21 protein-coding genes and 1 pseudogene are annotated in these 25619 nt (G+C 57.3%); 8 read left to right on the top strand and 14 right to left on the bottom strand.

Annotation, left to right across the window (positions count from 1 at the left end; all coding sequences use genetic code 11):
* The first annotated feature begins 195 nt into the window (after window positions 1-195).
* Window positions 196-999 (top strand): hypothetical protein, encoded by an 804-nt coding sequence (locus HU720_RS02475; RefSeq protein ID WP_186517011.1) that lies wholly within the window; start codon window positions 196-198, stop codon window positions 997-999.
* Window positions 1000-1124: 125 nt separating this feature from the next.
* Here HU720_RS02475 and HU720_RS02470 read toward each other — a convergent pair whose 3' ends face one another.
* The 7 genes from HU720_RS02470 to HU720_RS02440 all read right to left on the bottom strand — a co-directional run bounded on the left by HU720_RS02470 (window position 1125) and on the right by HU720_RS02440 (window position 8427).
* On the bottom strand, window positions 1125-1535 hold the full coding sequence (locus HU720_RS02470; RefSeq protein ID WP_186517010.1) for a hypothetical protein: 411 nt from the start codon (window positions 1533-1535) through the stop codon (window positions 1125-1127).
* A gap of 47 nt (window positions 1536-1582) precedes the next feature.
* Window positions 1583-3565 carry a UvrD-helicase domain-containing protein gene (locus HU720_RS02465; protein ID WP_186517009.1) on the bottom strand — a complete coding sequence of 661 codons (1983 nt, stop codon included), beginning with the start codon at window positions 3563-3565 and terminating at the stop codon, window positions 1583-1585.
* Window positions 3562-5631, bottom strand: coding sequence for an AAA family ATPase (locus tag HU720_RS24580; protein WP_186517008.1), 2070 nt, complete (start codon window positions 5629-5631; stop codon window positions 3562-3564). The genes HU720_RS02465 and HU720_RS24580 overlap by 4 nt, the downstream gene beginning before the upstream one ends.
* Window positions 5632-6006: 375 nt before the next feature.
* Window positions 6007-6660: an HAD family hydrolase gene (locus HU720_RS02455; protein WP_186517006.1), complete on the bottom strand. Its 654-nt coding sequence runs from the start codon at window positions 6658-6660 to the stop codon at window positions 6007-6009.
* Window positions 6661-6720: 60 nt separating this feature from the next.
* Complete coding sequence (locus tag HU720_RS02450; RefSeq protein WP_186517005.1) at window positions 6721-7218, bottom strand: hypothetical protein; 498 nt, start codon at window positions 7216-7218, stop codon at window positions 6721-6723.
* Between the two features lie 171 nt (window positions 7219-7389).
* A complete protein-coding gene (locus HU720_RS02445) occupies window positions 7390-7692 on the bottom strand; it encodes a hypothetical protein (protein WP_186517004.1) in 303 nt (100 codons plus the stop codon).
* Between the two features lie 3 nt (window positions 7693-7695).
* Window positions 7696-8427 carry a metallophosphoesterase gene (locus HU720_RS02440; protein WP_186517003.1) on the bottom strand — a complete coding sequence of 244 codons (732 nt, stop codon included), beginning with the start codon at window positions 8425-8427 and terminating at the stop codon, window positions 7696-7698.
* Window positions 8428-8647: 220 nt separating this feature from the next.
* Here HU720_RS02440 and HU720_RS02435 point away from each other — a divergent pair, with 220 nt between their 5' ends.
* The 3 genes from HU720_RS02435 (at window position 8648) to HU720_RS02425 (ending at window position 12918) form a co-directional block, all read left to right on the top strand.
* A complete protein-coding gene (locus HU720_RS02435; protein WP_186517002.1) occupies window positions 8648-9100 on the top strand; it encodes a helix-turn-helix domain-containing protein in 453 nt (150 codons plus the stop codon).
* A 203-nt stretch (window positions 9101-9303) separates the two neighbouring features.
* Window positions 9304-11232 (top strand): hypothetical protein, encoded by a 1929-nt coding sequence (locus tag HU720_RS02430; RefSeq protein WP_238337597.1) that lies wholly within the window; start codon window positions 9304-9306, stop codon window positions 11230-11232.
* Between the two features lie 894 nt (window positions 11233-12126).
* The gene (locus tag HU720_RS02425; RefSeq protein ID WP_186517001.1) at window positions 12127-12918 is read left to right on the top strand and encodes a hypothetical protein; all 792 of its coding nucleotides are present in this window, start codon (window positions 12127-12129) and stop codon (window positions 12916-12918) included.
* A gap of 1104 nt (window positions 12919-14022) precedes the next feature.
* Here the strand turns inward: HU720_RS02425 and HU720_RS02420 are convergent.
* Window positions 14023-14730 (bottom strand): annotated as a pseudogene (locus HU720_RS02420) (AMP-binding protein); the annotation flags it as partial.
* Between the two features lie 351 nt (window positions 14731-15081).
* Between HU720_RS02420 and HU720_RS02415 the strand changes: the two are divergent.
* Window positions 15082-15948: a LysR family transcriptional regulator gene (locus HU720_RS02415; protein ID WP_186517000.1), complete on the top strand. Its 867-nt coding sequence runs from the start codon at window positions 15082-15084 to the stop codon at window positions 15946-15948.
* Here HU720_RS02415 and HU720_RS02410 read toward each other — a convergent pair.
* The 5 genes from HU720_RS02410 to HU720_RS02390 form a co-directional block, all read right to left on the bottom strand.
* The gene (locus HU720_RS02410) at window positions 15922-17079 is read right to left on the bottom strand and encodes an HPP family protein (RefSeq protein ID WP_186516999.1); all 1158 of its coding nucleotides are present in this window, start codon (window positions 17077-17079) and stop codon (window positions 15922-15924) included. The two genes, HU720_RS02415 and HU720_RS02410, sit on opposite strands and share 27 nt — an antisense overlap.
* A gap of 235 nt (window positions 17080-17314) precedes the next feature.
* On the bottom strand, window positions 17315-18634 hold the full coding sequence (locus HU720_RS02405; RefSeq protein WP_186516997.1) for a sensor histidine kinase: 1320 nt from the start codon (window positions 18632-18634) through the stop codon (window positions 17315-17317).
* On the bottom strand, window positions 18631-19299 hold the full coding sequence (locus tag HU720_RS02400; RefSeq protein WP_186516996.1) for a response regulator transcription factor: 669 nt from the start codon (window positions 19297-19299) through the stop codon (window positions 18631-18633). Before HU720_RS02400 ends, HU720_RS02405 begins: the two co-directional genes overlap by 4 nt.
* Window positions 19300-19614: a PepSY domain-containing protein gene (locus tag HU720_RS02395; protein ID WP_186516995.1), complete on the bottom strand. Its 315-nt coding sequence runs from the start codon at window positions 19612-19614 to the stop codon at window positions 19300-19302.
* On the bottom strand, window positions 19614-19922 hold the full coding sequence (locus HU720_RS02390; RefSeq protein ID WP_186516994.1) for a PepSY domain-containing protein: 309 nt from the start codon (window positions 19920-19922) through the stop codon (window positions 19614-19616). The genes HU720_RS02395 and HU720_RS02390 overlap by 1 nt, the downstream gene beginning before the upstream one ends.
* Window positions 19923-20097: 175 nt before the next feature.
* Here HU720_RS02390 and HU720_RS02385 point away from each other — a divergent pair, with 175 nt between their 5' ends.
* Both HU720_RS02385 and queD read left to right on the top strand, forming a co-directional pair.
* Window positions 20098-21177 (top strand): patatin-like phospholipase family protein, encoded by a 1080-nt coding sequence (locus HU720_RS02385; protein ID WP_186516993.1) that lies wholly within the window; start codon window positions 20098-20100, stop codon window positions 21175-21177.
* A 54-nt stretch (window positions 21178-21231) separates the two neighbouring features.
* Complete coding sequence (queD, locus tag HU720_RS02380; RefSeq protein WP_110972230.1) at window positions 21232-21588, top strand: 6-carboxytetrahydropterin synthase QueD; 357 nt, start codon at window positions 21232-21234, stop codon at window positions 21586-21588.
* Between the two features lie 214 nt (window positions 21589-21802).
* On the opposite strand, the gene HU720_RS02375 is transcribed toward queD, so the two are convergent.
* Complete coding sequence (locus tag HU720_RS02375; RefSeq protein WP_186516992.1) at window positions 21803-22270, bottom strand: DUF1289 domain-containing protein; 468 nt, start codon at window positions 22268-22270, stop codon at window positions 21803-21805.
* Window positions 22271-22672: 402 nt separating this feature from the next.
* Here HU720_RS02375 and acnB point away from each other — a divergent pair, with 402 nt between their 5' ends.
* Window positions 22673-25282: a bifunctional aconitate hydratase 2/2-methylisocitrate dehydratase gene (acnB, locus tag HU720_RS02370; RefSeq protein WP_186517112.1), complete on the top strand. Its 2610-nt coding sequence runs from the start codon at window positions 22673-22675 to the stop codon at window positions 25280-25282.
* The last annotated feature ends 337 nt before the right edge of the window (window positions 25283-25619 follow it).

Below are 25619 nucleotides of genomic sequence, written 5' to 3'. Positions count from 1 at the left end.
CTGAAACCCTTATTTTTATTATTATTTCAGAAAGCATAGCAGGGAGCGTGGATCCAAACAACACCAAGAACCTAAAAACCAAAACAAGTCAAGCACAGCTTGGCCGCGAAGCTGGATGACCGAATCCACACATCGTCTCTGAAAATAATGCACTCTCTACCTCATGGGCAATAGCCGTAAGCATGGAGGCAATTAATGAAAAAATTTGTTGTACTTGATAAATCCTTTCTGCAAGGCGCACCAAAATCTCGAATTGAATCGCTGGGAGAACTATATGGTCTTCTCATGCCGGAAGAAATGCTCTACGAGATGGTGAAAGCCCACCCTGCTGACAGAGCAAAATTTTTTATGAAATTTCCGTCAACCGCGAGGCCGTTTGAGCTATCCAAAAATCTTGGCTCACTACTTCGTTACGAAAAGGAAAACTTACGTAGTTGTGGATTACCGAGCCAGCACATTCGAAACATTGATCACGCTCCCACCAAAGACTACCAAAATCCCGGATACGTGCTTCCAGATGAGCTCACAACCCAACGGGAAAGCAGAAAAAGTCAGGTCGATGAGGATGTGGAAAGGCTTGTCTGGATGACTGAAAACATTGGATATATATTCCCGGAGACACGCGAAACAGCACCAAAAGACAGAGAGATCCAGCGAAACTCACTGCAAATAAAAACATTCACCGACAGCACTTTCTTAAAGCAGAAATTAAACGAAATTCTCCCTCTCCCAGAGTCTAGTAGCACCATCGATCACACTTGGATCAGCTATCGCTGGCTTCAAGTCAATATCTTATTTGCGCTTGATTACTGGGTTCGCTACCCCCAAGGAATCGATTTAAGCACCGAGTCGAAACTGAAAGAGCGTATCAGGCATGATGTTCTAGATGCCGGTATTCTGATAGTAGGGCTCCAAGAAGGTGCGCTGGCAACAAAAGAAAAGAAGCTGATCAACTGGTGGGAAGGCATTTACCCCGAAGGCTTGCTCCTCGAAGCTTGATCAGAGCTACTTCGCCCTAATCTGCCGCACCTGGCCTTAAAAACATGCAAGGCTGCGGCATTCCTTCATACCTAGGCCGAGCCAACTAGACTGCCAGCCAACTCCACACTGGGTCAGCCAGATCATCAGTCCTCTAACACAAAAGCATCTTGCCAAGCTTCGATTAGCTCCGGACGCCCTACCCATCTTGCAGCTTCTGCATAAGCTGCCAAGAAAATAGGTTGCTCCATCCAATCCTCCGTCCGCCCTTCAGTGCTTCTACCATAGACCTTCAAGATGATGATCTGAGAGTCAATTTCATCGTCCAGATAAGGTATCTCTCCCCTACCGGTCTCTATTATCAGGGTCTTCAGCATTTCAACCATACTGGTCTCTTCAGCTTCGCCCAACTTCACCAGCATGCTCATCATGCTCTGCGCTATAGAATCCAGTGATTCTGAGTTGTCATCGCTCATCACATGTCGCGCGCCCCGGGCTTCCTTTGCCTTGAGTTTGGCACGTTTGGCCCGCTTGGCTTTCTTCCGATCTGATGCCATTGACTTCATCCTTCAGTGATTGAATCGTTGATAAAAGCGTGCTCGTATCAAATGTCCAAAATTGACCAGCCGGCCTTCTCTAGCGCCGCCCGCCTCTTCGTCTCAGCTTTTCCTTCACCTAACGAACTCTTACGCACGGCTAGGCACAGCATATGCGACGGCCTAGTCATCCCTACGTACATGAGCATCATGCTCTTCTTTGCGCCTTCATTAGGACGCTTCGCAGCAGACGCTTTACCTTCGAGCCATGGCATGAGTTTTTTGACGAAATGAGTTCGGTTAAACGTCTCTAGGATCAGCGTCGCAGAGTGGGTTTTACCCTTCTCGGAGTGGATCGAAGACAGTCGAATGTTGACACTTTCAGACTCGCCTTCAAACTTGTACGTATTGAGCAGAGCACTACCATTTTCGCCAGGATCTTCCACAAGCGGCGCAGCTGCCCACTCAAGGTAGGAATCAGCATCGGTCGATGCCAGCAGTTGGTCTGAGGAGACCAACTCCGCCGCAAGATCCAGCAAGCCCGAAGCAACCGTCGCATCCCAATCCGTCTGGGTGATTTCCCCCTGACTGAACAGCAACCGTTCGAGCCATTTACGATAAGCAGCGACCACACCTGGCCGACCGGCGAGATGTTGCTCCACGCCTTGATGGCTGCGAGACCTTGTCGCAATCGTGTCACTGGGAAATGCAAGACGCACCAAGGCCAACAGGCAGGACGCTATCAGCTCCACACCTAAGGCCGCAGTAGCATCCCGAGTAACATAACGCCGGGCGATGTGTACACCCTCTGCAAACGTACGCGGTTTGAACGAGGGTTTGTTCACCTCTGACTGATACGGCGCCCAGTAATGCTCTACCGCTTTGGGATACTGTTTGGGCTGGAAATTTTCCAGACGATGTACAGCCCCAAGTGCGTAGACACCTGAATTACGCAGATCTGCGGGTAGATGCCGTATCAAAAGCCGCCCATAGGTATCCAAGACATTCCCGACATCGTCATCAGGGAAGACGATGATGGTATTGGGAGCTGACTGGCTAGCACCACCCTCCCGCAACCCTATCAGGCCGCCAGTGATCGGCAGGTAGGCAAAGGGGTTGGCGATCGACGCGATCGACTGGTTGAACCGGAAACTACTGGAGATTTCCATCGAACTCGCCTGGTCAGGAAACGGCTCCGGAAGCTCCACCTTTTCCTCAAAAATTTCCTGATTGGGATCCCCTACCCTGATGACACAAACACCTGGATTCTGACGCGGAAAAACCTTGCTCAAAATGTCGGCTTGCTCGTGACGCGTATCTTGCATCTCATCGACCAGAACCCAGGGGAAGCGCGCTCGCAAATTGCTCGCCACCTCAGGCTCCTCAACCAGCAGAGCATTAGCCAGAACGAACACTTCATCGAAGCAAAAATGCCCTGTCTTCGCTGCCTGAGTCATCGCTTTGCAGGCATTCTTGTACGTGTCCGTGTGCGCCCCAAATTTAAAGCTCCACCCGGTTAGCGGGTTGTCGAAATCGACAGTCCGCAAGCGCAAATCTTCGACCTTCAAGAACGAGGATTCGAAGGTTTTCTTCATGCCCGCGTACTCCCAGCGCTTCAAAGCTTTCCGACGGGCTGCATGAGTAAGTTCATCGTCAAAAGCAGTGAGGGGAATGCCTTTCGAGCGCAGCCATGGGGAAGCAAGGAATCGCCCGGTAAAACCATGGATGGTATCGATGTAATGCGGGTAGCGAAGGAGGCGGTGCCCGATCTCCGTTCCACCAAGACGATGCTCAATTTCCTCTCGTGCCGCATTGGTATGCGAAAGCACGCATATCCCCTGAGTTCGACTTTTCCAATGGCGCGCGAGAATCGCCAGCTTGGCCACCACCAACGTGGTCTTGCCTGAGCCAGGGCATGCCGCAACATCCAGAGTGTTCATTGACTTGAGGAAATCGCGACGGGGCTCGTCCAGAGCCTCCAGCTTCATGAGCTTGGTGACCCACTCAATATCTTCATCAGTAATCGGATCGATGACCTGGATCAGATTCATTCCTCACTCTCCCCAATAGGAGCTGACGAAGAGGAGTCGGCTACTTTTCCTGCCACGAGCGACCCAATCGTGGCTCCTGTCGCAGGCACTGCTGCGCCACTGGTGGCGTATTCAATCGCCTGAATAACAGACTTGGAGAGAGAGCCACGCAAGCCGGCTACGTCCAGCGTTTTGACCTTAAAACGCTCCTCAATCAGGTCGATCAGGTGCTGGACGGTGATGGTCTTGGAGGCTTTTTTTACAAGTTTGTAGACTGCAGAACACCGAGCTTCTTTGGTTGCGTAGGTAGTTTCAATCAGCTTGAAAGCGGCTTCAGCCTCATCCAGAAGCGTTGCTCTCGTGACCGTCTTCTGATCAACCTTTTCCTCGTTGAGTGCAAGGTACGCTGCCGCGTGTACCTCCCGTGCAAGACCGGAGAAAGCCAAGTCATATTCGAGCGTCCAGTTGTCAGCTACGAATGTTCGGACGCACTGCCCATCGCTTGCCATGCGCTTCTTGCGATGCTCAGCCATTCCAGCTTCTTGCTCTGCGGCAGTCGTTCCGAAATCACACGCAGCTTTCCAGCGTCGGGTAGTGCTTTTCCATTTGGGATCCGTTGGCCCATCCACCAAACCGAGAATTTCAGGGGCGCAATCAGGCATCACATCCATATCGGTAATGCACGCCGTGGGAATGGAAATCTCGCCCTTGCTCGTGTCACGACGTTGCATAATCTTGGAGTAACGGCGCAGCCCTACTCCGCCCACATTGATTACCGACACACCATGCTTGGTCAGATCTCTCCCAAGCCTGCGAGCAAGCGCCGGCAGCAGGATCGCTTCTGCATCGCCCTCCACTACCAACAGCCCTTTGGCGAAGAACAAGCCTGCTTTAGTGACATCCAGGAAGCGACTCAGGAATCGATAGTCATCGGCACCTAGGCATGTCTGATCTTCAGCCAGAGAGAACGCATGCCCTCGATGCATGAGTACAAGGTTCTGGATCGGAATCTTCGAACTCAAATTCGGGCTATGGGTTGTCAGGATCACTTGCACCGGCCTGAACCCATCTCCAGGTTTCGCGGCCTTCTCAAGAAACTCCATGAGCTGCAGTTGCCGCTGCGGGTGCAGGTGAGCCTCTGGCTCTTCCACCAACAACAGCGGCAGGCCATCGGGCTCCTTACCAAGCAGAAGCAGCTCGCAGGCCATGAAAAGTACGTTGTTCGAGCCCAAGCCATACACACCCCGAGACTCACCGGATGCGTGATCAAGCAAGCCGAGTTCCAAGCGTTCCAAAATCTGTTTGAGCCTGGCCTCTTCGGTACCACCCTCTCCGAAGCTGATACGGCTCGATAGCGGTTGGCCGGCCAGAGAAAGCGGGGCCAGATAGTTATGGTTGATGGCATTCTCAGCACTGACAATAGCGCTGTGTTTATTCACAAGATACCGCATGTAGTCACCCATGCCCGCGATGCTCAGCGCTTCCGCATCAAGCGGACTGGAAGGCAGAGTTGCGATGTCGAACGCATTTCCGAGATCGATGCTTGGGAAACTGCTCAAGACCTGCGACAACCGAGAATTGCGACCAGACGACATTTCGCGCTCGGCATCACGCAGCGGCTTCAAGTACGCAGCCGCGAGTAACAGACGCGCCCCAGCATCCAGCGAAGGCCCCTCACCGTTCTCTCCTGACCGGACAGAAATATCCACCCATCTCCGAGTAAGCTTTGAGCCTTGGATGCGGGTGGCCGACCAGTGAATATGTAGGCGACCTACGTTGTTTTTGTAGGTAACGTATTCCGCAAACGCTCCCAGCTCCGCCTTGCTCAGACCGTCTAATGTGCACCTCAGGGTGATGGTATTGGCCTGGGCACCGCTGTCATCGATATAAAAATCTTCAAGCTGCAGCTTCAGGTACTCGGCGTCACGCGTCTGCAGCACATAGCGGATCGCATCAATGACGGCTGTCTTGCCCGCATCGTTCTCCCCAACCAGCGCGGTAACGCCAGGGTTAAAACAGATTTCTAAGCCATGGGAAGCCTGACCAAACTGACGGAAATTTTCGAGCTTTAGGACGGATAGATGCACGGCGACGCTCCCTGTTACTCATTGCGATACAGGGATGCCTGTCTGGCCGCTTCTGCCGACGCATAGCCCATCCCTGAAGACTGGTAGCTATATGACATGATCCTGATAGCGAATCCAATACCCCTAGCCACTAAACTAACCAGCCGTGACGGGAGTTTTTGGTTGAGGATTGGGTGGAGCGAGCAGAGGCTGGCCGAGTTTCTCGAGTTGGGATCTATCAAGAAACGAATGACCAGTACCGATTTACTGGGTTAAGCAAGATAGGCTGGTGCGATCAATAGTCATCAATCGGCGCTCTCTACGACAAGCATCCTTTAAGCTGTCCATGCCGCCGAGGTTGCTTTAGCCTGGTATCTGTTGACTTTTAATAATTGACTAAGTCCGAGAACAGAACTCACTACCCTCTGCAACAATGGAATTCGCAAAAGAGAGCAAATCCTGGAACCGCCCTCCCCCCGAGCGATCCAAGTGATGCCCTGAAATCCCGAAAGATCGCGGGCCGGATTCGTCACACCGCTTGGAATCCCCAATCATTAAGACCCGATCAGGATTAGTTCTTGATAGCTCATTAGGCCGAACGCCTAGCATCTCGCAGACGCTTTGGTACATTTCGTAATCTGGTTTAAGCAGGCCTAATTCAGCACTCAACGCATATCCATCAAGCTCTGGAAACAAGCGCCTGGCAATAGAACAATAAGGCCCGGCCAAATTTGAACACACAGCAACCTTTATCTCATGCTTTCGCAATAGTTCAAGAGCAGGGACTGCGTCAGTAAAAGGCTTGATTGAGTCGAATTCAAGATCAAGCAAGTCTTGAAGCTCGATCAATTGGTGAGAGGAAAGCCAAATCTCCAATGCCTCAGCTGCCTCTCTCAGCCCACCGTTGAGGGCCATGATGAAGCGCAGATCGTTCGGAGACGCCGCTCGCCCCTGCTGATTTCCTATAAGAAGGAGCCTTCGATAGGGATTCTGACGATTTTGAATTTCGACGAGCGTACCGAACAGGTCAAAGACTACCGCCGCTATCATTTTGCATCCTCTTCGGTACGTAGAACCCTATGAAATTTTAGCCAGCCTTGCGCAGTAAAGCTATCGTACAACAACTCCATGAGCTTCTAGCTCGCTTACCAGCCGTTTGCGACGCAGCATCCCCGGAATTTTGAAGAGACTACGATACCCGTAGTAGAAACCGACCGGAATGAACAGCAAGCCGAGACCGTACGTCGCAGTTGCAATGGTTAGACCCGCTGGAATTGCCGCCAATGAAAATACAATCCCTTTCATAATACTAGACCTAGCAACAAGCTTCAAATGATCCAAATCATATTCGACTTTCCCGTTACTTTTTTCGAAAGCCACGAGAACAATCGATTTTTTGTTCAAGTGCTTGTAATACCAAATCCTTGGACTATCAGTCATCAGAGCACCGTGCCTCTTGAGATAATCAAGCATGACGACCTCCTTGAAATGAAAGGTTTTTCCCTCACTATCCTCGCACCGAACTTGACCATACAAGGCATCAAGATCGCCACTACTTTGATGATTGTAATTCTTGATAGTAAGTTGCATTTTCTTGAGATCAGACATAACTTCCCTTAGTGCTGGATGCACTATTAGTATTTGCTAAGCAGAGACTGAGCAACCCGATGAGCAGGCTCGGGCGCTCACCAAATGGAGTTACTGATTCAAAATCGCCATTGCCTTAAATGTCGCCGACGACTGGACAGCTAGAGTTTTCCTACGGCTCGGTAAGCATCCTCAGGATTCTCCTATCGCGCGCTCCAATAACTTTGAGACAATCACGTAATGATCTCGGCCCGTCACGCTGCGTACCAGCGTGTAGCCATTGACTTGGCGAACATCGCGAACTGGCGGGGTCACTACTGTCATGCCGTCGGCACTCACACCTGAGAGATCGCAGTAGACCAAGCCCGTGAGACGACCACCTACCCGCGCCGAATCCACCAGGTACGCGTCAATCGTAACCCCCCAACCAATTCGGGCTGCCTTGACGACTTCCATTGGAAGTTCGATCGATTCACAAGCACTCACGTTCAGCATTCCTCACTCAATCTCAATAATCTTTTCGGGGTCAAACCCGCAATTTTCGCCAGGATATCCGCGCTGATTCGAGAGCAAGCGACATCCGCCCAGCATCGTATCTACTGAATGATGAGTGTGACCAAACGCCCAGAAGTCAGCCTGCTCGACTAAGCCATGCCAGCGGTTGTAGTAAGCCGCACTGATATGCCCACCCTCCTCATCGCCTGAAACGTCAGGCAGCGGTGAATGGTGGGTTATCACGAATGTCTTTCCGTCGAATTGCTGGCTCAGTTCATGGCTAAGGAACGCCCTGGTAGTCAGATTCTTGAAAACCAAATCTCCTGGCCGTAAACGACGATAATTCGCGTCCGCACGGATCATCCGAAAATCATTCATCCCGCGGACGCATGTCCTGGATGCCGCAGCCACATCTCCCGTGCTCGAAAAATCCGTCCACGCGGTAGCTGCCAAGAACCTCACGCCTCCGATCGTCATCGACTCGTTTTCCAGTATATGGACGTGCGGGGCTGCTGCAGCTCGCATCTTCTCGACCGTCCTGTCGAGGTGGCCTTTGTAGTGCTCATGATTTCCAGCGCAGTAGATCACTTGGCATTGGAAAGCCTGATTTGCCCACAAAACCCCTTTTGCCTGGATGCCAATATCGCCGGCGAGCACGACTAGGTCTGCCTCGACATCAGGGGGGTCAAAAGGCTTGAACTCGATGTGGAGGTCGGAGTAAATCAGTACTTTCATGGGCTGGTGATTTTGGCCTGGCCGCTGGAATGCGCCTACTGGGTCGAGACCCGATACGTTGCACGCCGGAGCTGAAATTCGGTTTAAGCGTATATTGATAGAACCCGCTTGGCAGAGGGGCTCGGTCGCGAAGAGCGCCTCAATGCCAATACCGCTGACTATAGTCATTTGCATATGACAAGGCAAATTCAGCATATCGTTGCGTTTGCCGGAAACGCCCATGTCGCTTCGCACAGCCTTTGCCGCAGCCTTGCAATTGCTCCGTACCCGCCGCGAGTCATCGCAGCAGGATTTGGCAGAGGCCGTCGACCCTAGCTACATCAGTCGTCTCGAAGCGGGTGCTCGATCTGTGACGCTAGACGTTAGTCAAGACATCGCGAAAGCACTGGGGGTGGATCCATTGACCTTGTTGACGCTCGCTTACGCTGCAGAGCGTGGACAGACGCCACAACAGATTTTGGATCACCTTGCAAAAGATCTTGAGTCCACAGGCTTGCTCTGCAGTGAGATACCGGCCCTCCCGTCGAAAAAGCCACACCCAATCGTCGCGGCGTCCCTTGAGTTGAGAGAGCAAATCAAGGAGCTCGTCGATCTAGGCTATAGCCAGGCCGAGGTTGCGAGACAGCTGGGGATTTCTCGGCAAACCGTCAGTAATCGCATGAAGAAGTCGTGAAGCCCAGCGTACAGGCGTCATGACCCATAGCCCTGCGGTGTAGCTGCCCTTCATACCCTGATTGTGGTTGGGTAACCGTGGTGATCTACCATGCAGGATTACCCGTAAACGCTCTCAGGTCGGCTTTACAGGCCAGCCTGACGAGGCCGCGACCGCCCAGTGCTTGATCCATCGACTCGAAACAGTGACCTTAAGGATGAGCAATGAACTCAAATATCCCACAGGGCTCAAGATCCACTTCGGGTGAACCAGGTAAAGAACTGAGCCCATCGGAGGGTGGCGAGATACAGGACTCCCAACTGAAGCTGGCCACAGCTGAGGACTTCTCTCAGACTAAAATCGGCAGCCTGCTGGAAACCCTCGACACGCTAGAGTTCTACTCGATCGACTCGCAGTTCAGCGCCCTCTCCCGGAAGGCTCTTGCCGAAGGCAATCTTGGGGCGCATCGCGCATACAGGGTCTTGATGGTTGTCTGCTCCTACCATTTCTCGGTTGATCGCCAGGATGCGTTCGGGCCACGGCTAGTCAGGGATGGAATGCGTACCCCTATCCCATCAGACATCGCGGGCGAGCAGAGCCAAGTGCTCGCGGCCATCTGCAGCGATATCGATCACCCGCTGCTACGGGCTCGTGTGGCGGATGTGGCCTGGTACAACCATAGAAACCTACATCAGAGTGCCGGCGTGGCAATCGAGTCGTACTGCCAGGCGATCGAATTCTATCTCGACGACAAACTCTCATACCGCTACGAGCCTCCTTCTGGCCTTTCCTCGAAGATCATTGATCTGATTGAGCGGGTCTTTCAAATCGTGTCGAACACTGGCAAGCGAAATACCCCCCCAGACATTGCAATCGCCATGTGGAAGCGGTTGTACCTCCAAGCCGAGGTACTTCGGTGCTATCCGTCGTTTGACCGCCTTGCACGCCTAGGCCAAGCGTTCAAAATCATCGACTGGACGCAGGTCGCGCACGACGCTGAGCAATCAGCGAACAAGGCTGAGGCTAACCATTACGCAATGGCCGTGAAGATGGTTTGGGAGCTGGCGGCCTTCGCCCATCGACGGTCGAATGATCAAGAGGCCTACAAGCGCTGCAAGCTAAAATCTGTAGAGCAGATTCTCAAGATGCGCGAAGGGGTAGACAGCGATCTGTCCAAGGCAAGTTGGACGAGGGATGCCATACAACAGCTTCGCTCAATACCTGGAATGCAGAAAGAGTTGGCGGCCCTGAAAGCCGAGTTGCTGGAACTGCAGGCGCAGGCAGCCCATGAGCTATCGGTATTCCAAATTCCGATGGAATTGGACGAGGAGCGCCAAGGGACGATCGACTTTTTCAGACGTTTGACGCTCCCTGATTTCTTTTACAGGCTTGCTCAGATCTGCCAGGTACCACAGAAAATTGCATTACACACCGAGATCATCGGTGATCGGAGTGATTCACTCCTGACCGATCTGCTGAATGGGCGGATCTACACTGACGCGTTGGGCCGGGTTATAACCCAAGCACCGTACATCAATCTCAATGAGACACCGCCGCCAGAATGGTATGATCACGAAAGCCTGCGATATCTGGATATCCATTATCAGATGCAGGTCGAGAGTCTGATCAAACCCGCTGCGCAAACGCTGCTGGGCAAGTTTCCTGTCGATGACCGACATCTGATGGTGCTAGCGACTGCGAGCCCGTTTGTGCCCCCTGGGTTCGAAAACATCTATGCCTTGGGCCTTGCTCGCTTCCTTCAGGGCGACATGATGTCAGCCTGTCATCTGCTCTTCCCTCAGCTGGAAAACTCGCTACGCCACGTGCTAAGCGACGCAGGAATCGAGACGTCGAAGTTGGATGAGGAGATGCTGCAAGAAGACAGGTCTATCAGCGGGCTGTTCACGAAACGGCGAGATGAACTGGAGTCGATTTTTGGCGTCGACCTGATCTACCAGATCGATCTCCTGTTCAACCTCAAAGGCGGCCCATGCTTGCGCCACGAATTGGCGCACGGGAAGCTAGCGTCAGGCAATTGCTACCTGCATTCCAGCATCTATGCGAGCTGGCTTATGTATCACTTGGTGTGCTTACCGCTACTGCCCCATTGGAAAACCCATATTGCTCCACAGCTGGAGCTGATAGCTTTGTAGAAGCTCCCGCCCGAGGCCAGCCAGGGGACAGCCCAGTACACGTTCAGTTGAATCCATGAATGGGTCATTGGGTTGACCCCGGTGCTAATGGCAAGATCGATTGGAAGCGATGGGGGGCGCCCCCCTCCCGCCCCCCACGACAAACAAGCGAGAACGCCACCATAGTCAAAGCATCCTGAGCACTTTCGAAGGTTTGCATAGTGCCTGGTTTGAAAATCGTCTTCCCATCCGGATCGAGCACATCACCGGACTCACCCCGCTGAAGCTTCCAGTCCAAAATAAGGTCGTCAGACCTCAAATCCTCCATGGTTCGACGCTCAGGTCGGCTTAGCTTGTAGTCAGCAGCTGTATCCGCTGCACGGCTTCGGCAGTTGGTGAGATGTAGGCTCTCGAATTCAGCAACAGCCAGAGAGACGGGCTTTTGAGCGTTCAAAATGGGAGGCGAGGATGGCGTTTGCAAGGAGTCAGCAAGTGCCTTCCGAGCGGCAAGTTGGTACAAAATATTGTCTCCGCCGCAAGTGCTGCCAACATAATTTTTCCTTTGAAATTCGACCCGCCTGCTGGAAAACTTTAGTTACCCCCAAAGCTGCCCATGGCAATTTACTAGCCTAATAAGCTCTACTAGCAAGATACGCCCCTACTGGCGCCTTACCATTCGCCACATAGGCTCCAAATAAACTTTAAACCACCTTTCTTATACAGCTATATATTCGCTCAACATCACACAGAAATATCCAACCAGCCAAAGTTACGATCGACGACTTAATAATATATTGAAAACCGCACCTCCCGCCTTAACTTTTCCACAGGAAGCACAATCAAAAACCCATGCTACCCTGAGTTCATCCACGGACATCTAGCCCACCTCAACGTGAACACGAGGTACCACTCAGAATGATCACTCTCACGCAAATCAAGCTTCATGACAGGGGCACTCTTCGTCGCTTAGGCGTGCTGAATGAAGAGGCCGTCAAGCATAAGGTCGATGCCGCCTGTGCCCAAGTGGATATATGGGGAAGCCTGTATGCCTTCAATGCCTTCCTCTCGATCACCAAAGAGCCCATCACAGCCTTCACGAGCTGGAAAGATCTGAAGGCTTTCCGGGGCTTCTTGAGCGTCGAGATAAATCTGGAAGACAACGAGGCCTGGCATTTCGTCCGAGCGATCGCTGCGGCTCTTTTCCCATCCCTTGACGAGGCGGGTAAGGCCACCGATCAGATCTTTCATGAGCCGCTAGCAGGGTGTAACGAAGCATATTTAGCGCTTTCACCCTCCAAGGAGACGATTGAAGAGTACCAGTCAATGTTTGAATGCCAAGATCCCAGCATTGGCATCCACGTTGATTTTGGGCAGCTTCGCGCCTTGCTTGGTGAGGCGGACATAAGCTACTTCAGTGAACTGCTAGCGAAGCATCTGAAAACCACACCCCACTTTTACGCCCAAGGATTTGGAAATTGCATTTGCGGCATTATGCAAGGGCTCGTGTACGAGAATTCTGGGAAGCCACTACCGGAGCTGCGTCTTGACAAGGAAAGAACTAAGGCCTTCGTAAGTCAGGTGGAATATCAGGCCGTTGATCAGATAATGAAGGCAGGGTACTCGATCAAGCAGGCGTTTGAGAATCGTGAGGTCATCAGAGATTTGATTTCAAAATTCTTTGTTCGCAACGGATTCCTGACAATCTAGGAGGCCAGGTATTCAGCGAATTGAGGTTGGCTCGGAATCTTTCAGGCTGCACCACCTCGATGCTTCAGCACAGTCGAAATTTCTGAGCATTAGCATTTATAGGCAGTGGATCGTCATTAACCGTCTCATACCATTTTGACATTCGCAATTTTTCGAACACTGAGAAGAGCTGATCATGTCAAACAGAAAAATCCTTACGCAAGCGCGACAAGTCATAGGCGCATGTTTAAATCCGGGAGTGCAGCTCGTGCACATATGGACGGGGCACCCTAACTTTTCTCATTGCATAAACTCTCAGATGGCGTCCTATTACACAGAGCCCTCTCCAATCGTAAAGCATCTAACAGATCCGTCGCTCCGGTTCGATCTGCAAGCCACCAGGTCAATTCTTCATGCGGCTGTATCCCTGAAAACCCCAGTCGTCATCTCTGATGAAATCAAAAACTGCGCATCTGCGCCGGATTATATTTATCGTCCAACCCCCTCGACCCAACTTTCCGACCATCAAGGGCGCACAGTAATAGAACGTCTTATCATGCGTTTGCTGCGACGTTCACTAAAGCGCGGTAGTACAGTATTCGGAAATTGGAATTTGCGCAGAGTGGTTCGGATCCCTGAATCGGTATGGGAAGCTTTTCTTCTGGCTGCGCTTCAATGGTGGATTGATGACGGAACTGCCCCTCCACAGTTGGCCGAGATTATCTTCGGGAGGGATCTTGGCTTGTAGTAATGCAGGGCTTTGAAGGCTGGGGGGCTCGAAGGGGCTCATCCGGTGTTCCGTCAGAACATCATGCCTAGCCCCTCGACTGCTAGCTCCTCACCCGCACTCCCCCCGGGAATCGTCGACTAACTCGCCATGCCATCCCTGAAGCATTAGCGATCACCGAAACCAAGCCGGGATTTAGGTAACGACCTTAAGCTTGCTGATGGCGAGGGTGGTAGGAACAACGATGCATGGGACGCGGTGAATTGGCTTCCTAACGACTGCTCTCCAATAACGACCGTTCGTCGAACAGCCCCGAATCTGAAAAAACTGTTAGGAGCTGTAAGCACCTGAAATTGTGGAACTATTTATAAGCTAACAGTTAACAGCTACCCCTAAATGATGTACAGCGGGTCGCCTGCCGCCAGCTCCACCGGGGCCACAGGCTGGGCGGTGGCCAGCGCCTGCTGCCAGTCGAGGTCGCGCTGCGGCGACAACTCGGCGTGGGCCTGCTGGCGCTGCAGCACGAGGACGTGGCGAGGTTGATGGCGGGCCAGTTGCAAGGCGCGGTCAACCAGGGGCTTGTAGTGGATGACGCGGTCGAACTCCAGGCCGCACGAGGCCGTGAGGATCAGCGCAGGGCGGGCGTCGTCAATGCGCAGGGCCAGCTCGTTGGCGGCGAAACCACCAAACACTACTGAATGAACGGCACCGATGCGCGCACAGGCGAGCATGGCCATGGCGGCTTGGGGGACCATGGGCATGTAGATGATCACGCCATCGCCCTTGCCCACGCCCAGGCTGCGGAGCAAGCCGGCCAGGCGCGCCACTTCGTCGCGCAACTGGTTATAGGTGTAGGTCTGTTGGGTGGCGGTGACGGGCGAATCATAAATCAGCGCCAACTGGTCGCCGCGGCCTTGCTCGATCTGGTGGTCGAGGGCCAGGTAGCAGGTGTTCAAGCGGCCGTCCGCGAACCAGCGGTGGGTGCCGTCGAGGTTTTGCTGCAGGGTCTGGGTGGGCTTTTGGTACCAGGCCAAGGCGTCTGACTGGGCTTTCCAGAAGGCTGCGGGGTCGGCTATGGACTGGGTGTAGCTGTGCTGATAAGTCATCGTTTTCGCAACCCGGTACTTGTTGTTATTGAAGGGCGAATGATGAGTATGGACCGGGGTTGGCGCGCCGCCATCGGACTTAAGTCGCAACGGTTGTGCAGATTTGCATGGGCTGGTGGCAGCTTTAAGTGTAGGAGCGGCCTTGTGTCGCGATGGGCTGCAAAGCAGCCCCAGAGGTTCTGCGTAAGGCATGGATCCTGGGGGCTGCTGCGCACCCCATCGCGGCACAAGGCCGCTCCTACAGCCAAACCGGCGTAACAACCCGAATCAACGGTTGGCAGGCCCGCCGGTAGAGCCCCATTTCGGTGCAAAGCGCTTTAGAATACGCAACCCTCCCCACCGAGCAGCGCCATGGACATCGAACAGGCCCGAACCTTCCTCGAAATCGTCCGCTGCGGCAGCCTTGTCGCTGCGGCAGAGCGGCTGTTCGTATCGCAAACTGCCATCACCGCTCGCGTGCAACGCCTCGAACAACAACTCGGCTGCCAGCTGTTCGTGCGCAACCGCAGCGGCGCCAGCCTTACCAGCGATGGCGAGGCGTTCGTCATCTATGCCAACCAGTTGGTGCAAACCTGGGAAGCGGCGCGGCGCGATCTGCCATTGCCGCAAGGCTGCCAGCAAGTGCTGCATGTGGGCGGGGAAGTGAGCCTGGGCAACCCGATGATGCTCGACTGGGTCAGCGCGCTGCACCGCGAACTGCCCAGCCATGCCATCCGCAGCGAAGTCAGCGATGGCGAGTCGCTGCTGCGCAAGGTCGAGATGGGCCTGCTGGACGCCGCGCTGGTGTACCAGCCCACCTACGGCCCCGGGCTGCAGGTCGAGCAGTTGATGGAAGAAAAACTGATCCGCATCCGCCGGGTGGATGCCCCCGCCCCTTACGTCTATATCGACTGGGGCGAAGCCTTCCGGCGCCAGCACGATGCCGCCCTGCCCGACCTCTCGCGCCCGGCGCTGAGTTTCAACCTCGGGCCGTTGGCCCTGCAGTTCATTCTCGACCAAGGCGGCAGTGGCTACTTCCGCACCCGCGTGGTCCAGGCCTACCTGCAAAGCGGGGTGTTCGAGCGCGTGCCGCATGCGCCGGAATTTACCTACCCAACGTTCTTGGTGTACGCCCGCAAGCGCGACAGCGAGGCGTTGCAGCAGGCCTTCAGCGTGCTGCGCCGGCTGATCGCAGCCGGCGAGAGCGACTGGTCACAGCGCTGGGACCCGGTTATCTGACGCCTGCCCTGCGGCATTGAGCAAATGCCGCTTCAGGCCGGCAATCAAGTCGGTTTGGGTAATCACCCCCACCAAGCGGCCCTCATCAAGCACCGGCAGGCAGTGCAGGCCCTGCTCGCAAAGCAGCGGCAACAGGCGCTCCAATGGGTGCTGGCTGGTCACGCTGACGACCCGCCGGCTCATCACCTGGCCAAGCCGCACGGGCTTTCGGCCAAACACGCCCCGCCAGCTGAACCGCCCGCGCGCCATGGCCGGGCCGACCAGGTCGCTCAGGCTGACAATGCCGGCCAGCTGGCCGTTGTCGAGCACCGGCAGGGTTTTCAGATGATGGCCTGAGAGCATCTTCCACGCCTGCTCCAAGGTGGTGTCCGGGCTGGCCGACTGCACATCACGGGACATCAGCGAACCCGCAGTGATACCGCCCAGGCTGCGCTGCAACGCATGCTGTTCGGTGGCCAGGATGATCCGCTGCAACTCCTCGCGGGTCACGTCGACGAACTCGCCAATGTCCTCCAAGGCCTGGTCCAGGTCCGCACCGCTGAAGCCCACGCGTTCGTTGGGCAGCGGGTCGTGGGTGTGGTGCGCGTCTTTACGCGGGGGCACGCCTTTGGGGTAGCGCACCCCGGTCAGCCGGTTGTACAGCACGGCCACCAGCACCAGCACCAGTGCGTTGAGCAGTACGGGCTCAAGCAGATGGTCGCCAAGCGCAACCAGCCCGGGGTCAGCCAGCACCGCACTGGCCGCTACACCGCCACCGGGCGGGTGCAGGCAGCGCAGCAGGCACATCACCACCAGGGCGATGCCTAACGCGGCGGCGGCCACCCAGAGGCCGCCGCCCAGAGCCTGGCGCATAGCCAGGCCTACGGCACCGGCCACGGCATAGCTGCCAAGCACCGACCACGGCTGGGCCAATGGGCCTGAATGCACGGCAAACACCAGCACCGCCGAGGCGGCCAATGGGCCGAGCAAGTGCAAGGCAACCGAGGGGCCATAGGCCAGGCTACACAGGTAACCCGCCAGGAACAGGCCGAGCAGTGCGCCAAGGCCTGCGCGCAACCATTCTTTTGGGGGGCTATTCAGAGGGGCCGGCAGCAAGCGCTGCAGGCGGCTTTGCGGACGAGAGGCAGACATCGAATTTATGGGGTCGTGTTTTTTTAGTTGAAAAAGAAAGCCCAGCACCGCTTGCCTGGGCCCCGTATTGCCGCAGCAATAACGCAAGGAGTTCCGTCCATGGAGGGATGGAAACCACAAGGTTTGGTGGGGGCGATTGTGCCGGGCGGCGGTGGGGGCGGCTAATTCAAAAAAGTGCGCTTGAGATGCAATTATTTTGCAGCATCGAGGCGGGCCATAGCGCCCGCCCTGCAAGTCAATGGTGTTTGCGCGGCAGGTCGATGCTGACCCGCAACCCGCCAAGAGTGCTCTCAAGCAGCGCGATGCGCCCGCCCCAGGCTTCGACGATGTCGCGCACGATACCCAGCCCCAAGCCGTGGCCATCGACCTGCTCGTCCAGCCTCGAGCCGCGCTCGAGCACCTGCAAGCGCTGGCCCTCGGGGATGCCTGGGCCGTCGTCATCGACCCATAACTGATAGCCCTCGGTGGTTGGCGCAATACCCAGACGCACTTCGCTGTCGGCCCACTTGCAGGCGTTATCCAGCAGGTTGCCCAGCAGCTCCAGCAGGTCTTCACGGTCCCACGGCAGCAGCAAGCCCGGTGGCACATCGCGAGCCAGCAGCAGCCCTTCGCCGTGGATCATGCCCAGTGTCGACATCAAGCCCGGCAGCTCGGCATCGCAATCGAACTGCGCGCCAGGCAGCGCATCGCCCGCCAGGCGTGCGCGGTTGAGCTCGCGGGCCAGGCGCTGCTGGATCTGCTCCAGTTGCTCGCGCAGTTGCGTGCGCACCTCAGGCAGCCCTTGCAGGCGCTCGCTGGCCGCCAGGCTAAGTAGCACCGCCAGGGGCGTCTTCAGGGCGTGGCCAAGGTTGCCCAAGGCATTGCGCGAGCGGCGCAGGCTGTCTTCGGTGTGGGCCAGCAGGTGGTTGATCTGGTCGACCAGAGGTTGCAGCTCGCTGGGCACCTCGGCGTCCAGTTGCGAGCGTTTGCCCTGCTGCAACTGGGCGATCTGCAGGCGTGCACGCTCCAGCGGGCGCAGCGAGCGGGTCACGGTGATGCGCTGCAGCACCAGCACTAGCACCAGCGCTACCAGGCCGATGCCCAGGCCAACCTGCTGCATGCGCCGGAAACCTTCGCGCACCGGGGAATAGTCCTGCGCCACGCTGATGGAAATGTCCTGACCCAGGCGCCGGTAATCACCGCGAAAAGCCAGCAGATGCTGGCCTTCGGGGCCAAGTTCGTGCCCATCGTCCAGCCCGGCCTTGGCCGGTTTGGGCATGTTCAAGTCCCACAGCGAGCGCGAGCGCCAGGTGCCTTGCTCGAAGTCGATGCGAAAGTAGTAGCCGGAAAACGGCCGTTGATAAGCCGAGGAAATACGCCGTTCATCCAGCTGCAGACCATTGGGGCCGCGCACCAGCGCCACCAGCAGGTTCTCGCTTTCCTTGCGCAAGCCGCTTTCCAGGTAGCGCTGCAGGCCGGCCTCGAACAGCCACAGGGTCAGCTGCGCCACGCACAACCCGACCACCACCAGCACCGCCACCAGGCCCAGGCTCAGGCGCCCCTGGATCGACTTCACGCAGCACTCCCGGCATACACGTAACCTTGGCCACGACGGGTTTCGATCACCGCGCGGCCGAGCTTGCGGCGCAGATGGTTGACGTGCACTTCGAGCACGTTGGAATCACGCTCGGTCTCACCGTCGTAGAGGTGTTCGGCCAGGTGGCTCTTGGACAGCACCTGGCCTGGATGCAGCATGAAGTAACGCAACAGGCGAAACTCGGCGGCAGTCAGCTGGATATCGACACCCTCGCGGCTGACACACTGGCGCGATTCATCCAGGTGCAGCCCCGCCGCTTCGAGCCGCGGCTGGTTGGCCAGCCCCTTGGCACGGCGCAGCAAGGCCTGGATGCGCAGTTGCAACTCCTCGGGGTGGAATGGCTTGGTCAGGTAGTCATCAGCGCCCGCCTTGAGCCCTTCGATGCGCTCGGCCCATGAACCACGGGCGGTCAGCACCAGCACCGGGGTGGCCAGCTTGGCTGCGCGCCACTGCGCGAGCACCTCCAACCCCGGCATGCCAGGCAGGCCGAGGTCGAGGATGATCAGGTCATAGGGTTCGCTCTGGCCCTGGTAGACCGCATCGCGGCCATCGGCCAACCAGTCCAGGGCATAGCCCTGGCGCTGCAGGGCGGCGGTGAGTTCGTCGGCCAGGGGCACATTGTCTTCGACCAGCAACAGGCGCATTCAGTCGTCTTCCTCGTCTTTGAGCAACGCACCGGTGCGGGCGTCGAGCTTGATCTCGCGCACCACACCCTGCGGGGTGAGCAGCTCGACTTCGTATTCGTAGCGCTTGTGCTTTTCTTCCAGCTCCGCCTCAAGCAAGCGCGCCCCGGGGTAACGCCCCAGGGCGGCTTCAAGCAGTTGCTCAAGCGGCAGGATGATGCCCTTTTGCCGTAGCGCCAGTGCCTCATCCTGGTCCAGGTCGCGGGCGGCCGCCAGCGAACACACAGCCGTAAGGGCCAGAGCCAGGTAGCGCGCCGCTCGCGGGAGTGCGTTCATCAGTTGTCTCGCGCGTCCTTCAGGACTTCACCGGTCTTGGCGTCCAGGTCAACGTCCCACTCGACATTTTGCGCATCGCGCAGCTCGACTTTGTAGATGTAGCGACCGTATTCGTTTTCCAGCTCCGAATCGGTGACGGAAGCGCCTGGGTGCTTGGCGACGGCGGTAGCCTTGAGCTCATCGAGGGACTTGATGGTATTGGCGTTCACCAGCTTGACCACTTCATCGGGTTGCACGTCCTGAGCGAAGGCGGCAGTGGCGCCGAAGGTCAGGGCAGCGGCGGTGAACAGGGCAGTCAACGTTTTCATGAATGTTTCTCCTGGGAGGGCTAGAAGTTGTCTACGCAATCAACATTAACCCTGGGTCCTTAATTCAACCTGAAAACAACGGGGTGCATGATAACGCAGGCTTGGGCGCTCTCGCAGGCCTTCGTGCCCCCAGGTGTTGCTCTATAATGCGCACCTGCCCGGCACGAGAGACGCCATGACCGCCATCCATATCAAATACCCTGCCTTGACACTCAAGGCCGGGCAACGCGCCATGCGCCAGATCCGCGAGCGTGGCTTGCAGGCTGGCGATGTGGGTGTATTGCCGGGTGCTGCGGGCGGGCCCAAGCCGCTGGGCATCCAGGGCCTTGACCTGGCGCTGTTCGGTGAATGGCTGCCCTCGGCGCCACGCCAACGGGCGCTGATCGGTGCTTCGATCGGCTCCTGGCGCTTTGCCAGTGCCTGCCTCGACAACCCGGTTGCCGGCATCCGCCGCCTTGGCGAGCTGTATACCGAGCAGGACTTCGCCAAAGGTGTCACTGCGCGGCAGATCAGCCAGAGCTGCCAGCGCATGCTCGATGACTTGCTGCAAGGCCGCGACGGGCAGATTCTGGCCAACCCGCACTATCGGCTGAATATTCTGGTGGTCAAAAGCCACGGCCATTTGGCCCACGACCATCGCGGGCGCCTGGGCATGGGCCTGGGTTCGGTGATCGCCAGCAACCTGCTGGGCCGCGCCAACCTGGGCCGGCACTTCGAGCGGGTTATCCTGCACGACCAGCGCGCAGCGCCGCCGCTGGGGCCGTTGACCGATTTCCCCTCACGCTGCCTGGCGCTGGACCTTGCCAACCTGCGCCACGCCCTGCTGGCTTCGGGTTCGATCCCGATGGTGATGGAAGGCGTGCGTGACATACCCGGCGCAGGCGCCGGCACCTACCGCGATGGCGGCCTGCTCGACTACCACCTCGACCTGCCCTACGCAGGCGACGACCTCGTGCTGTACCCGCACTTCACCGACAAAGTGGTGCCGGGGTGGTTCGACAAAGCCCTGCCCTGGCGCCGTGGCGACGCCGAGCGTTTGCGCAACGTGCTGCTGCTCACACCCTCGCCGCAGTATCTGGCCGCCCTACCCTACGGCAAGTTGCCCGACCGCAACGATTTCAAGCGTTTCATGGGCGATGCCGCCGGGCGCAAGCGCTACTGGTACAAGGCCATCACCGAGAGCCAGCGCCTGGGCGATGAGCTACTGGAGCTGATTGCCACCGGGCAGTTGGCTGATCGGCTGCAAGCCTTGTAGCGGGCATGCTGGTAGACTGCGCGCAATTTTCGTTACACACAGAGTTCATACAGCGTGGAAATCTTCAAGGAATTCACTTTCGAATCGGCCCACCGCCTGCCGCACGTCCCTGCCGGGCACAAATGCGGGCGCCTGCATGGCCACTCGTTCAAGGTCGCCCTGCACCTGACTGGCCCGCTTGATCCACACACCGGCTGGATCCGCGACTTTTCCGAGATCAAGGCGATTTTCAAGCCGCTTTACGAGCAGCTCGATCACAACTACCTGAACGACATCCCTGGCCTTGAAAACCCGACCAGCGAAGTGATCGCCAAGTGGATCTGGGAACAGGTCAAGCCGCTGCTGCCAGAGCTTTCGAAAGTGCGTATTCACGAAACCTGCACCAGCGGTTGCGAATACACCGGCGACTGATTTACCGGCCTGCATGGGCCTCATCGCGGGGCAAGCCCGCTGCCACGCCATAACCAGCAACGCGATCCCGTGTAGGAGCGGCCTTGTGCCGCGAACGGGCTGCGTAGCAGCCTTGGCGATGCTGCATGAGGCTGAGATCTTGGGGCTGCAGCGCAGCCCCTTCGCGGCACAAGGCCGCTCCTACAGCTCACGGCATCACCCCTACCGCGTGAGCTCAACCCATGGCGTCGCGCAGAAAGCTTGGGGCGATGTAGCGCTGGTAGTGCGCCTCGGACAACAAAAAGAACTCGCGGTCAATCGCATCGCGCAGTTGCGGCAGCTCCCAATCGCGAAACTCCGGCAGCAACACCATGCCGTAGGCCTCAAGTTCGCGGATCATGCGCGCCCCACGGGCGATCAGCTGGTATGCCCAGCAATACACCGACTGATGCTCGACAAAGCGGATCGAGCGGTTTTCCAGTTGCTGGCGCAGCAGCGCTTTGTCGAACACTTCGAGCTTGGCCATCATCACCTGCACCAGCAGTTGCTCCAGGCGCAGCCACACCGCGCGCTTCTGCTCGTCGTCGTAGCCGTTCCAATGGATCACTTCATGGTGAAAACGCTTGCAGCCACGGCACACCAGGTCACCGTAGACAGTGGAGCAGAGGCCGACACAAGGGGTCTTGATGGACTGGTTGGACATGAGCAAACAACGGTCTGGGGGTGGAACATGCGGCCATGTTAGCCCTTTGTCTAACCAGGGTCACTCGTTAAAGTCATCTTCCCCGCCTTACCATCGGGCATTTTTTACCGTAGAATCAACCCGCCTTTTCAAGGCAACAATGTCCGTTGGAAGCTGTTTTCAAAGCGTCACGAGCACAGTTCATCCGGTAGAACGGCGTTGGTCCGGGCCAGGCACCCTGCCCCGTACCAACCCCTCATCAGCCTTCCGTTCTACAGGCGTAAAACTTTGAAAACAGCTTCTGTAAGGATTCTCTGCGACCCTGGCCCTGCGGCTCAAAAAGCCGTTGCTGCGCATGGGTGCAAGGAATGCTGGATGAGCGTCCCGGACCCCCTTTAGGGACCACTGATGAGGGTAATAACTGTGCTTGAAGCCTACCGCAAACACATCGAAGAGCGTGCCGCTCTGGGCATCGTGCCCCAGCCGCTGAACGCCGAACAAACCGCAGGCCTGGTCGAGCTGCTGAAAAACCCGCCGGCCGGCGAAGAAGCCTTCCTCGTAGACCTGATCACCAACCGCGTTCCACCAGGGGTGGACGAAGCTGCCTACGTCAAGGCCGCTTTCCTTTCTGCCATCGCCAAGGGCGAAGCCACTTCGCCACTGCTCGACCGCAAGCACGCCACCGAGCTGCTGGGTACCATGCAGGGCGGCTACAACATCGAGACGCTGGTCGCGCTGCTGGATGACGCCGAACTGGGCGCCGTCGCGGCCGAACAGCTCAAGCACACCCTGCTGATGTTCGATGCCTTCCACGATGTGGCCGAAAAAGCCAAGTCGGGCAACGCCCACGCCCAAGCCGTACTGGAATCCTGGGCTGCCGGCGAGTGGTTCACCAAGCGCCCGGCAATCGCCGAAAAATACACCCTGACCGTGTTCAAGGTGCCTGGCGAAACCAACACCGACGACCTGTCGCCGGCGCCGGACGCCTGGTCGCGCCCTGATATCCCGCTGCACGCCCTGGCCATGCTGAAAATGGCCCGTGACGGCATCGAGCCTGAGCAACCCGGTTCGGTTGGCCCGCTCAAGCAGATCGAAGCCGTCCGCGCCAAAGGCTTCCCGGTCGCCTACGTCGGCGACGTGGTGGGTACGGGTTCGTCGCGTAAATCGGCTACCAACTCGGTGCTGTGGTTCTTCGGCGACGACATCCCATACGTGCCGAACAAGCGCGCCGGTGGTTTCTGCTTCGGCACCAAGATCGCCCCGATCTTCTACAACACCATGGAAGACGCCGGCGCCCTGCCGATCGAATTCGACTGCACCAACCTGGCCATGGGCGACGTCATCGACGTGTACCCATACAAAGGTGAAGTGCGCCGCCACGAAAGCAACGAGCTGGTCACCAACTTCGAACTCAAGACCCCGGTCCTGCTCGACGAAGTCCGTGCTGGCGGCCGTATCCCGCTGATCGTTGGCCGTGGTTTGACCGATAAAGCCCGCGCCGAGCTGGGCCTGGGCCCAGTTGACCTGTTCAAAAAGCCTGATCAGCCTGCCGAATCCAACAAAGGCTTCACCCTGGCGCAGAAGATGGTCGGCCGTGCATGCGGTCTGCCAGAAGGCCAGGGTGTACGCCCAGGCGCCTACTGCGAACCGAAGATGACCACCGTCGGCTCCCAGGACACCACCGGCCCGATGACCCGCGACGAGCTCAAAGACCTCGCCTGCCTGGGCTTCTCGGCTGACCTGGTAATGCAGTCGTTCTGCCACACCGCGGCTTATCCAAAGCCGATCGACGTGACCACCCACCACACCCTGCCAGACTTCATCCGCACCCGTGGCGGCGTGTCGCTGCGCCCAGGCGACGGCATCATCCACAGCTGGCTGAACCGCATGCTGATGCCTGACACCGTGGGTACCGGTGGCGACTCGCACACCCGCTTCCCGATCGGTATTTCGTTCCCGGCCGGTTCCGGCCTGGTCGCCTTCGCCGCTGCCACCGGCGTCATGCCGCTGGACATGCCCGAGTCGATCCTGGTGCGCTTCAAGGGCAAGCTGCAGCCTGGCATCACCCTGCGTGACCTGGTCCATGCCATCCCTTACTACGCCATCCAGCAAGGCCTGCTGACCGTCGAGAAAAAAGGCAAGAAAAACGCCTTCTCGGGTCGCATCCTGGAAATCGAAGGCCTCAACGAACTGACCGTCGAACAAGCCTTCGAGCTGTCCGACGCCTCGGCTGAGCGTTCGGCTGCAGGCTGCACCATCAAGCTGCCGGAAAAGGCCGTTGCCGAGTACCTGCAGTCGAACATCACCCTGCTGCGCTGGATGATCAGCGAAGGCTACGGCGATGCACGCACCCTGGAGCGCCGCGCACAAGCCATGGAAGCCTGGCTGGCCAACCCTGAGCTGCTGGCAGCCGACGCCGATGCCGAATACGCCGAGATCATCGAAATCGACCTGGCCGACGTCAAGGAGCCTGTGCTCTGCGCGCCGAACGACCCGGACGACGCCCGCCTGCTGTCTTCGGTACAGGGCGAGAAGATCGACGAAGTGTTCATCGGTTCGTGCATGACCAACATCGGCCACTTCCGCGCTGCCGGCAAGCTGCTGGAGAAGGTCAAGGGCGGTATCCCGACCCGTCTGTGGCTGGCTCCGCCAACCAAGATGGACGCACACCAGCTGACCGAAGAAGGCTACTACGGCATCTACGGCAAGGCCGGTGCGCGCATGGAAATGCCAGGCTGCTCGCTGTGCATGGGTAACCAGGCACGTGTGCAGACCGGCTCTACCGTGGTCTCCACTTCGACCCGTAACTTCCCGAACCGTCTGGGTGATGCTACCAACGTGTACCTGGCCTCGGCCGAGCTGGCTGCGGTCGCTTCGATCATCGGCAAGCTGCCGACCGTCGAGGAGTACATGCAGTACGCCAAGGACATCGACAGCATGTCTGCCGACGTCTACCGCTACCTGAGCTTCGACCAGATCGCCGAGTTCCGCGAGGCGGCAGCCAGCGCCAACATCCCGGTTGTCCAGGCTTAAGCAGCTACAGGCTTAGCGACAAGCGGTAAGAATGAGCCCCGGTGAGAACCGGGGCTTTTTTATGCCTTTGATATTGCCGCGAGGGCTACGCCATCCATCGCGGGGCAAGCCCGCTCCCACGCTGCCCAGCTCTCTGCGCGGCAGCGCAGCCCGGAAGGGCTGGGTGATCTCCCACAAAATCAAAAAGCGACGCAACCTGTGGGAGATTCTATGGTTTTGTACAAACCTGTTCCCGCCCGACATATCTTCTTGTGGCGAGCTCCTTTGTGGCGAGCGGGCTTGTCCCGCGTTGGGCTGCGCAGCAGCCCTGAAAACCCCAGGGGCTGCTGCGCAGCCC

The sequence above is a fragment of the Pseudomonas sp. SWRI51 genome, from assembly GCF_014268825.1.
GTDB classification, from domain to species: domain Bacteria; phylum Pseudomonadota; class Gammaproteobacteria; order Pseudomonadales; family Pseudomonadaceae; genus Aquipseudomonas; species Aquipseudomonas farsensis.
Note: the sequence above shows the minus strand (reverse complement) of the source record. Positions and strands in the feature narration are given on the sequence as shown.

Bases quoted from the DNA above. Each gene is read 5' to 3' on its own strand.
- HU720_RS02425 (WP_186517001.1), top strand. From the start codon at position 12,127: ATGATCACTCTCACGCAAATCAAGCTTCATGACAGGGGCACTCTTCGT.
- HU720_RS02475 (WP_186517011.1), top strand. From the start codon at position 196: ATGAAAAAATTTGTTGTACTTGATAAATCCTTTCTGCAAGGCGCACCA.
- HU720_RS02410 (WP_186516999.1), bottom strand. From the start codon at position 17,079: ATGTCTGCCTCTCGTCCGCAAAGCCGCCTGCAGCGCTTGCTGCCGGCC.
- HU720_RS02375 (WP_186516992.1), bottom strand. From the start codon at position 22,270: ATGTCCAACCAGTCCATCAAGACCCCTTGTGTCGGCCTCTGCTCCACT.
- HU720_RS02470 (WP_186517010.1), bottom strand. From the start codon at position 1,535: ATGGCATCAGATCGGAAGAAAGCCAAGCGGGCCAAACGTGCCAAACTC.
- HU720_RS02400 (WP_186516996.1), bottom strand. From the start codon at position 19,299: ATGCGCCTGTTGCTGGTCGAAGACAATGTGCCCCTGGCCGACGAACTC.
- HU720_RS02385 (WP_186516993.1), top strand. From the start codon at position 20,098: ATGACCGCCATCCATATCAAATACCCTGCCTTGACACTCAAGGCCGGG.
- HU720_RS02390 (WP_186516994.1), bottom strand. From the start codon at position 19,922: ATGAAAACGTTGACTGCCCTGTTCACCGCCGCTGCCCTGACCTTCGGC.
- HU720_RS02415 (WP_186517000.1), top strand. From the start codon at position 15,082: ATGGACATCGAACAGGCCCGAACCTTCCTCGAAATCGTCCGCTGCGGC.
- HU720_RS02450 (WP_186517005.1), bottom strand. From the start codon at position 7,218: ATGTCTGATCTCAAGAAAATGCAACTTACTATCAAGAATTACAATCAT.
- HU720_RS02430 (WP_238337597.1), top strand. From the start codon at position 9,304: ATGAACTCAAATATCCCACAGGGCTCAAGATCCACTTCGGGTGAACCA.
- HU720_RS02435 (WP_186517002.1), top strand. From the start codon at position 8,648: ATGTCGCTTCGCACAGCCTTTGCCGCAGCCTTGCAATTGCTCCGTACC.
- HU720_RS02395 (WP_186516995.1), bottom strand. From the start codon at position 19,614: ATGAACGCACTCCCGCGAGCGGCGCGCTACCTGGCTCTGGCCCTTACG.
- HU720_RS02465 (WP_186517009.1), bottom strand. From the start codon at position 3,565: ATGAATCTGATCCAGGTCATCGATCCGATTACTGATGAAGATATTGAG.
- HU720_RS02455 (WP_186517006.1), bottom strand. From the start codon at position 6,660: ATGATAGCGGCGGTAGTCTTTGACCTGTTCGGTACGCTCGTCGAAATT.
- HU720_RS02445 (WP_186517004.1), bottom strand. From the start codon at position 7,692: ATGCTGAACGTGAGTGCTTGTGAATCGATCGAACTTCCAATGGAAGTC.
- HU720_RS02440 (WP_186517003.1), bottom strand. From the start codon at position 8,427: ATGAAAGTACTGATTTACTCCGACCTCCACATCGAGTTCAAGCCTTTT.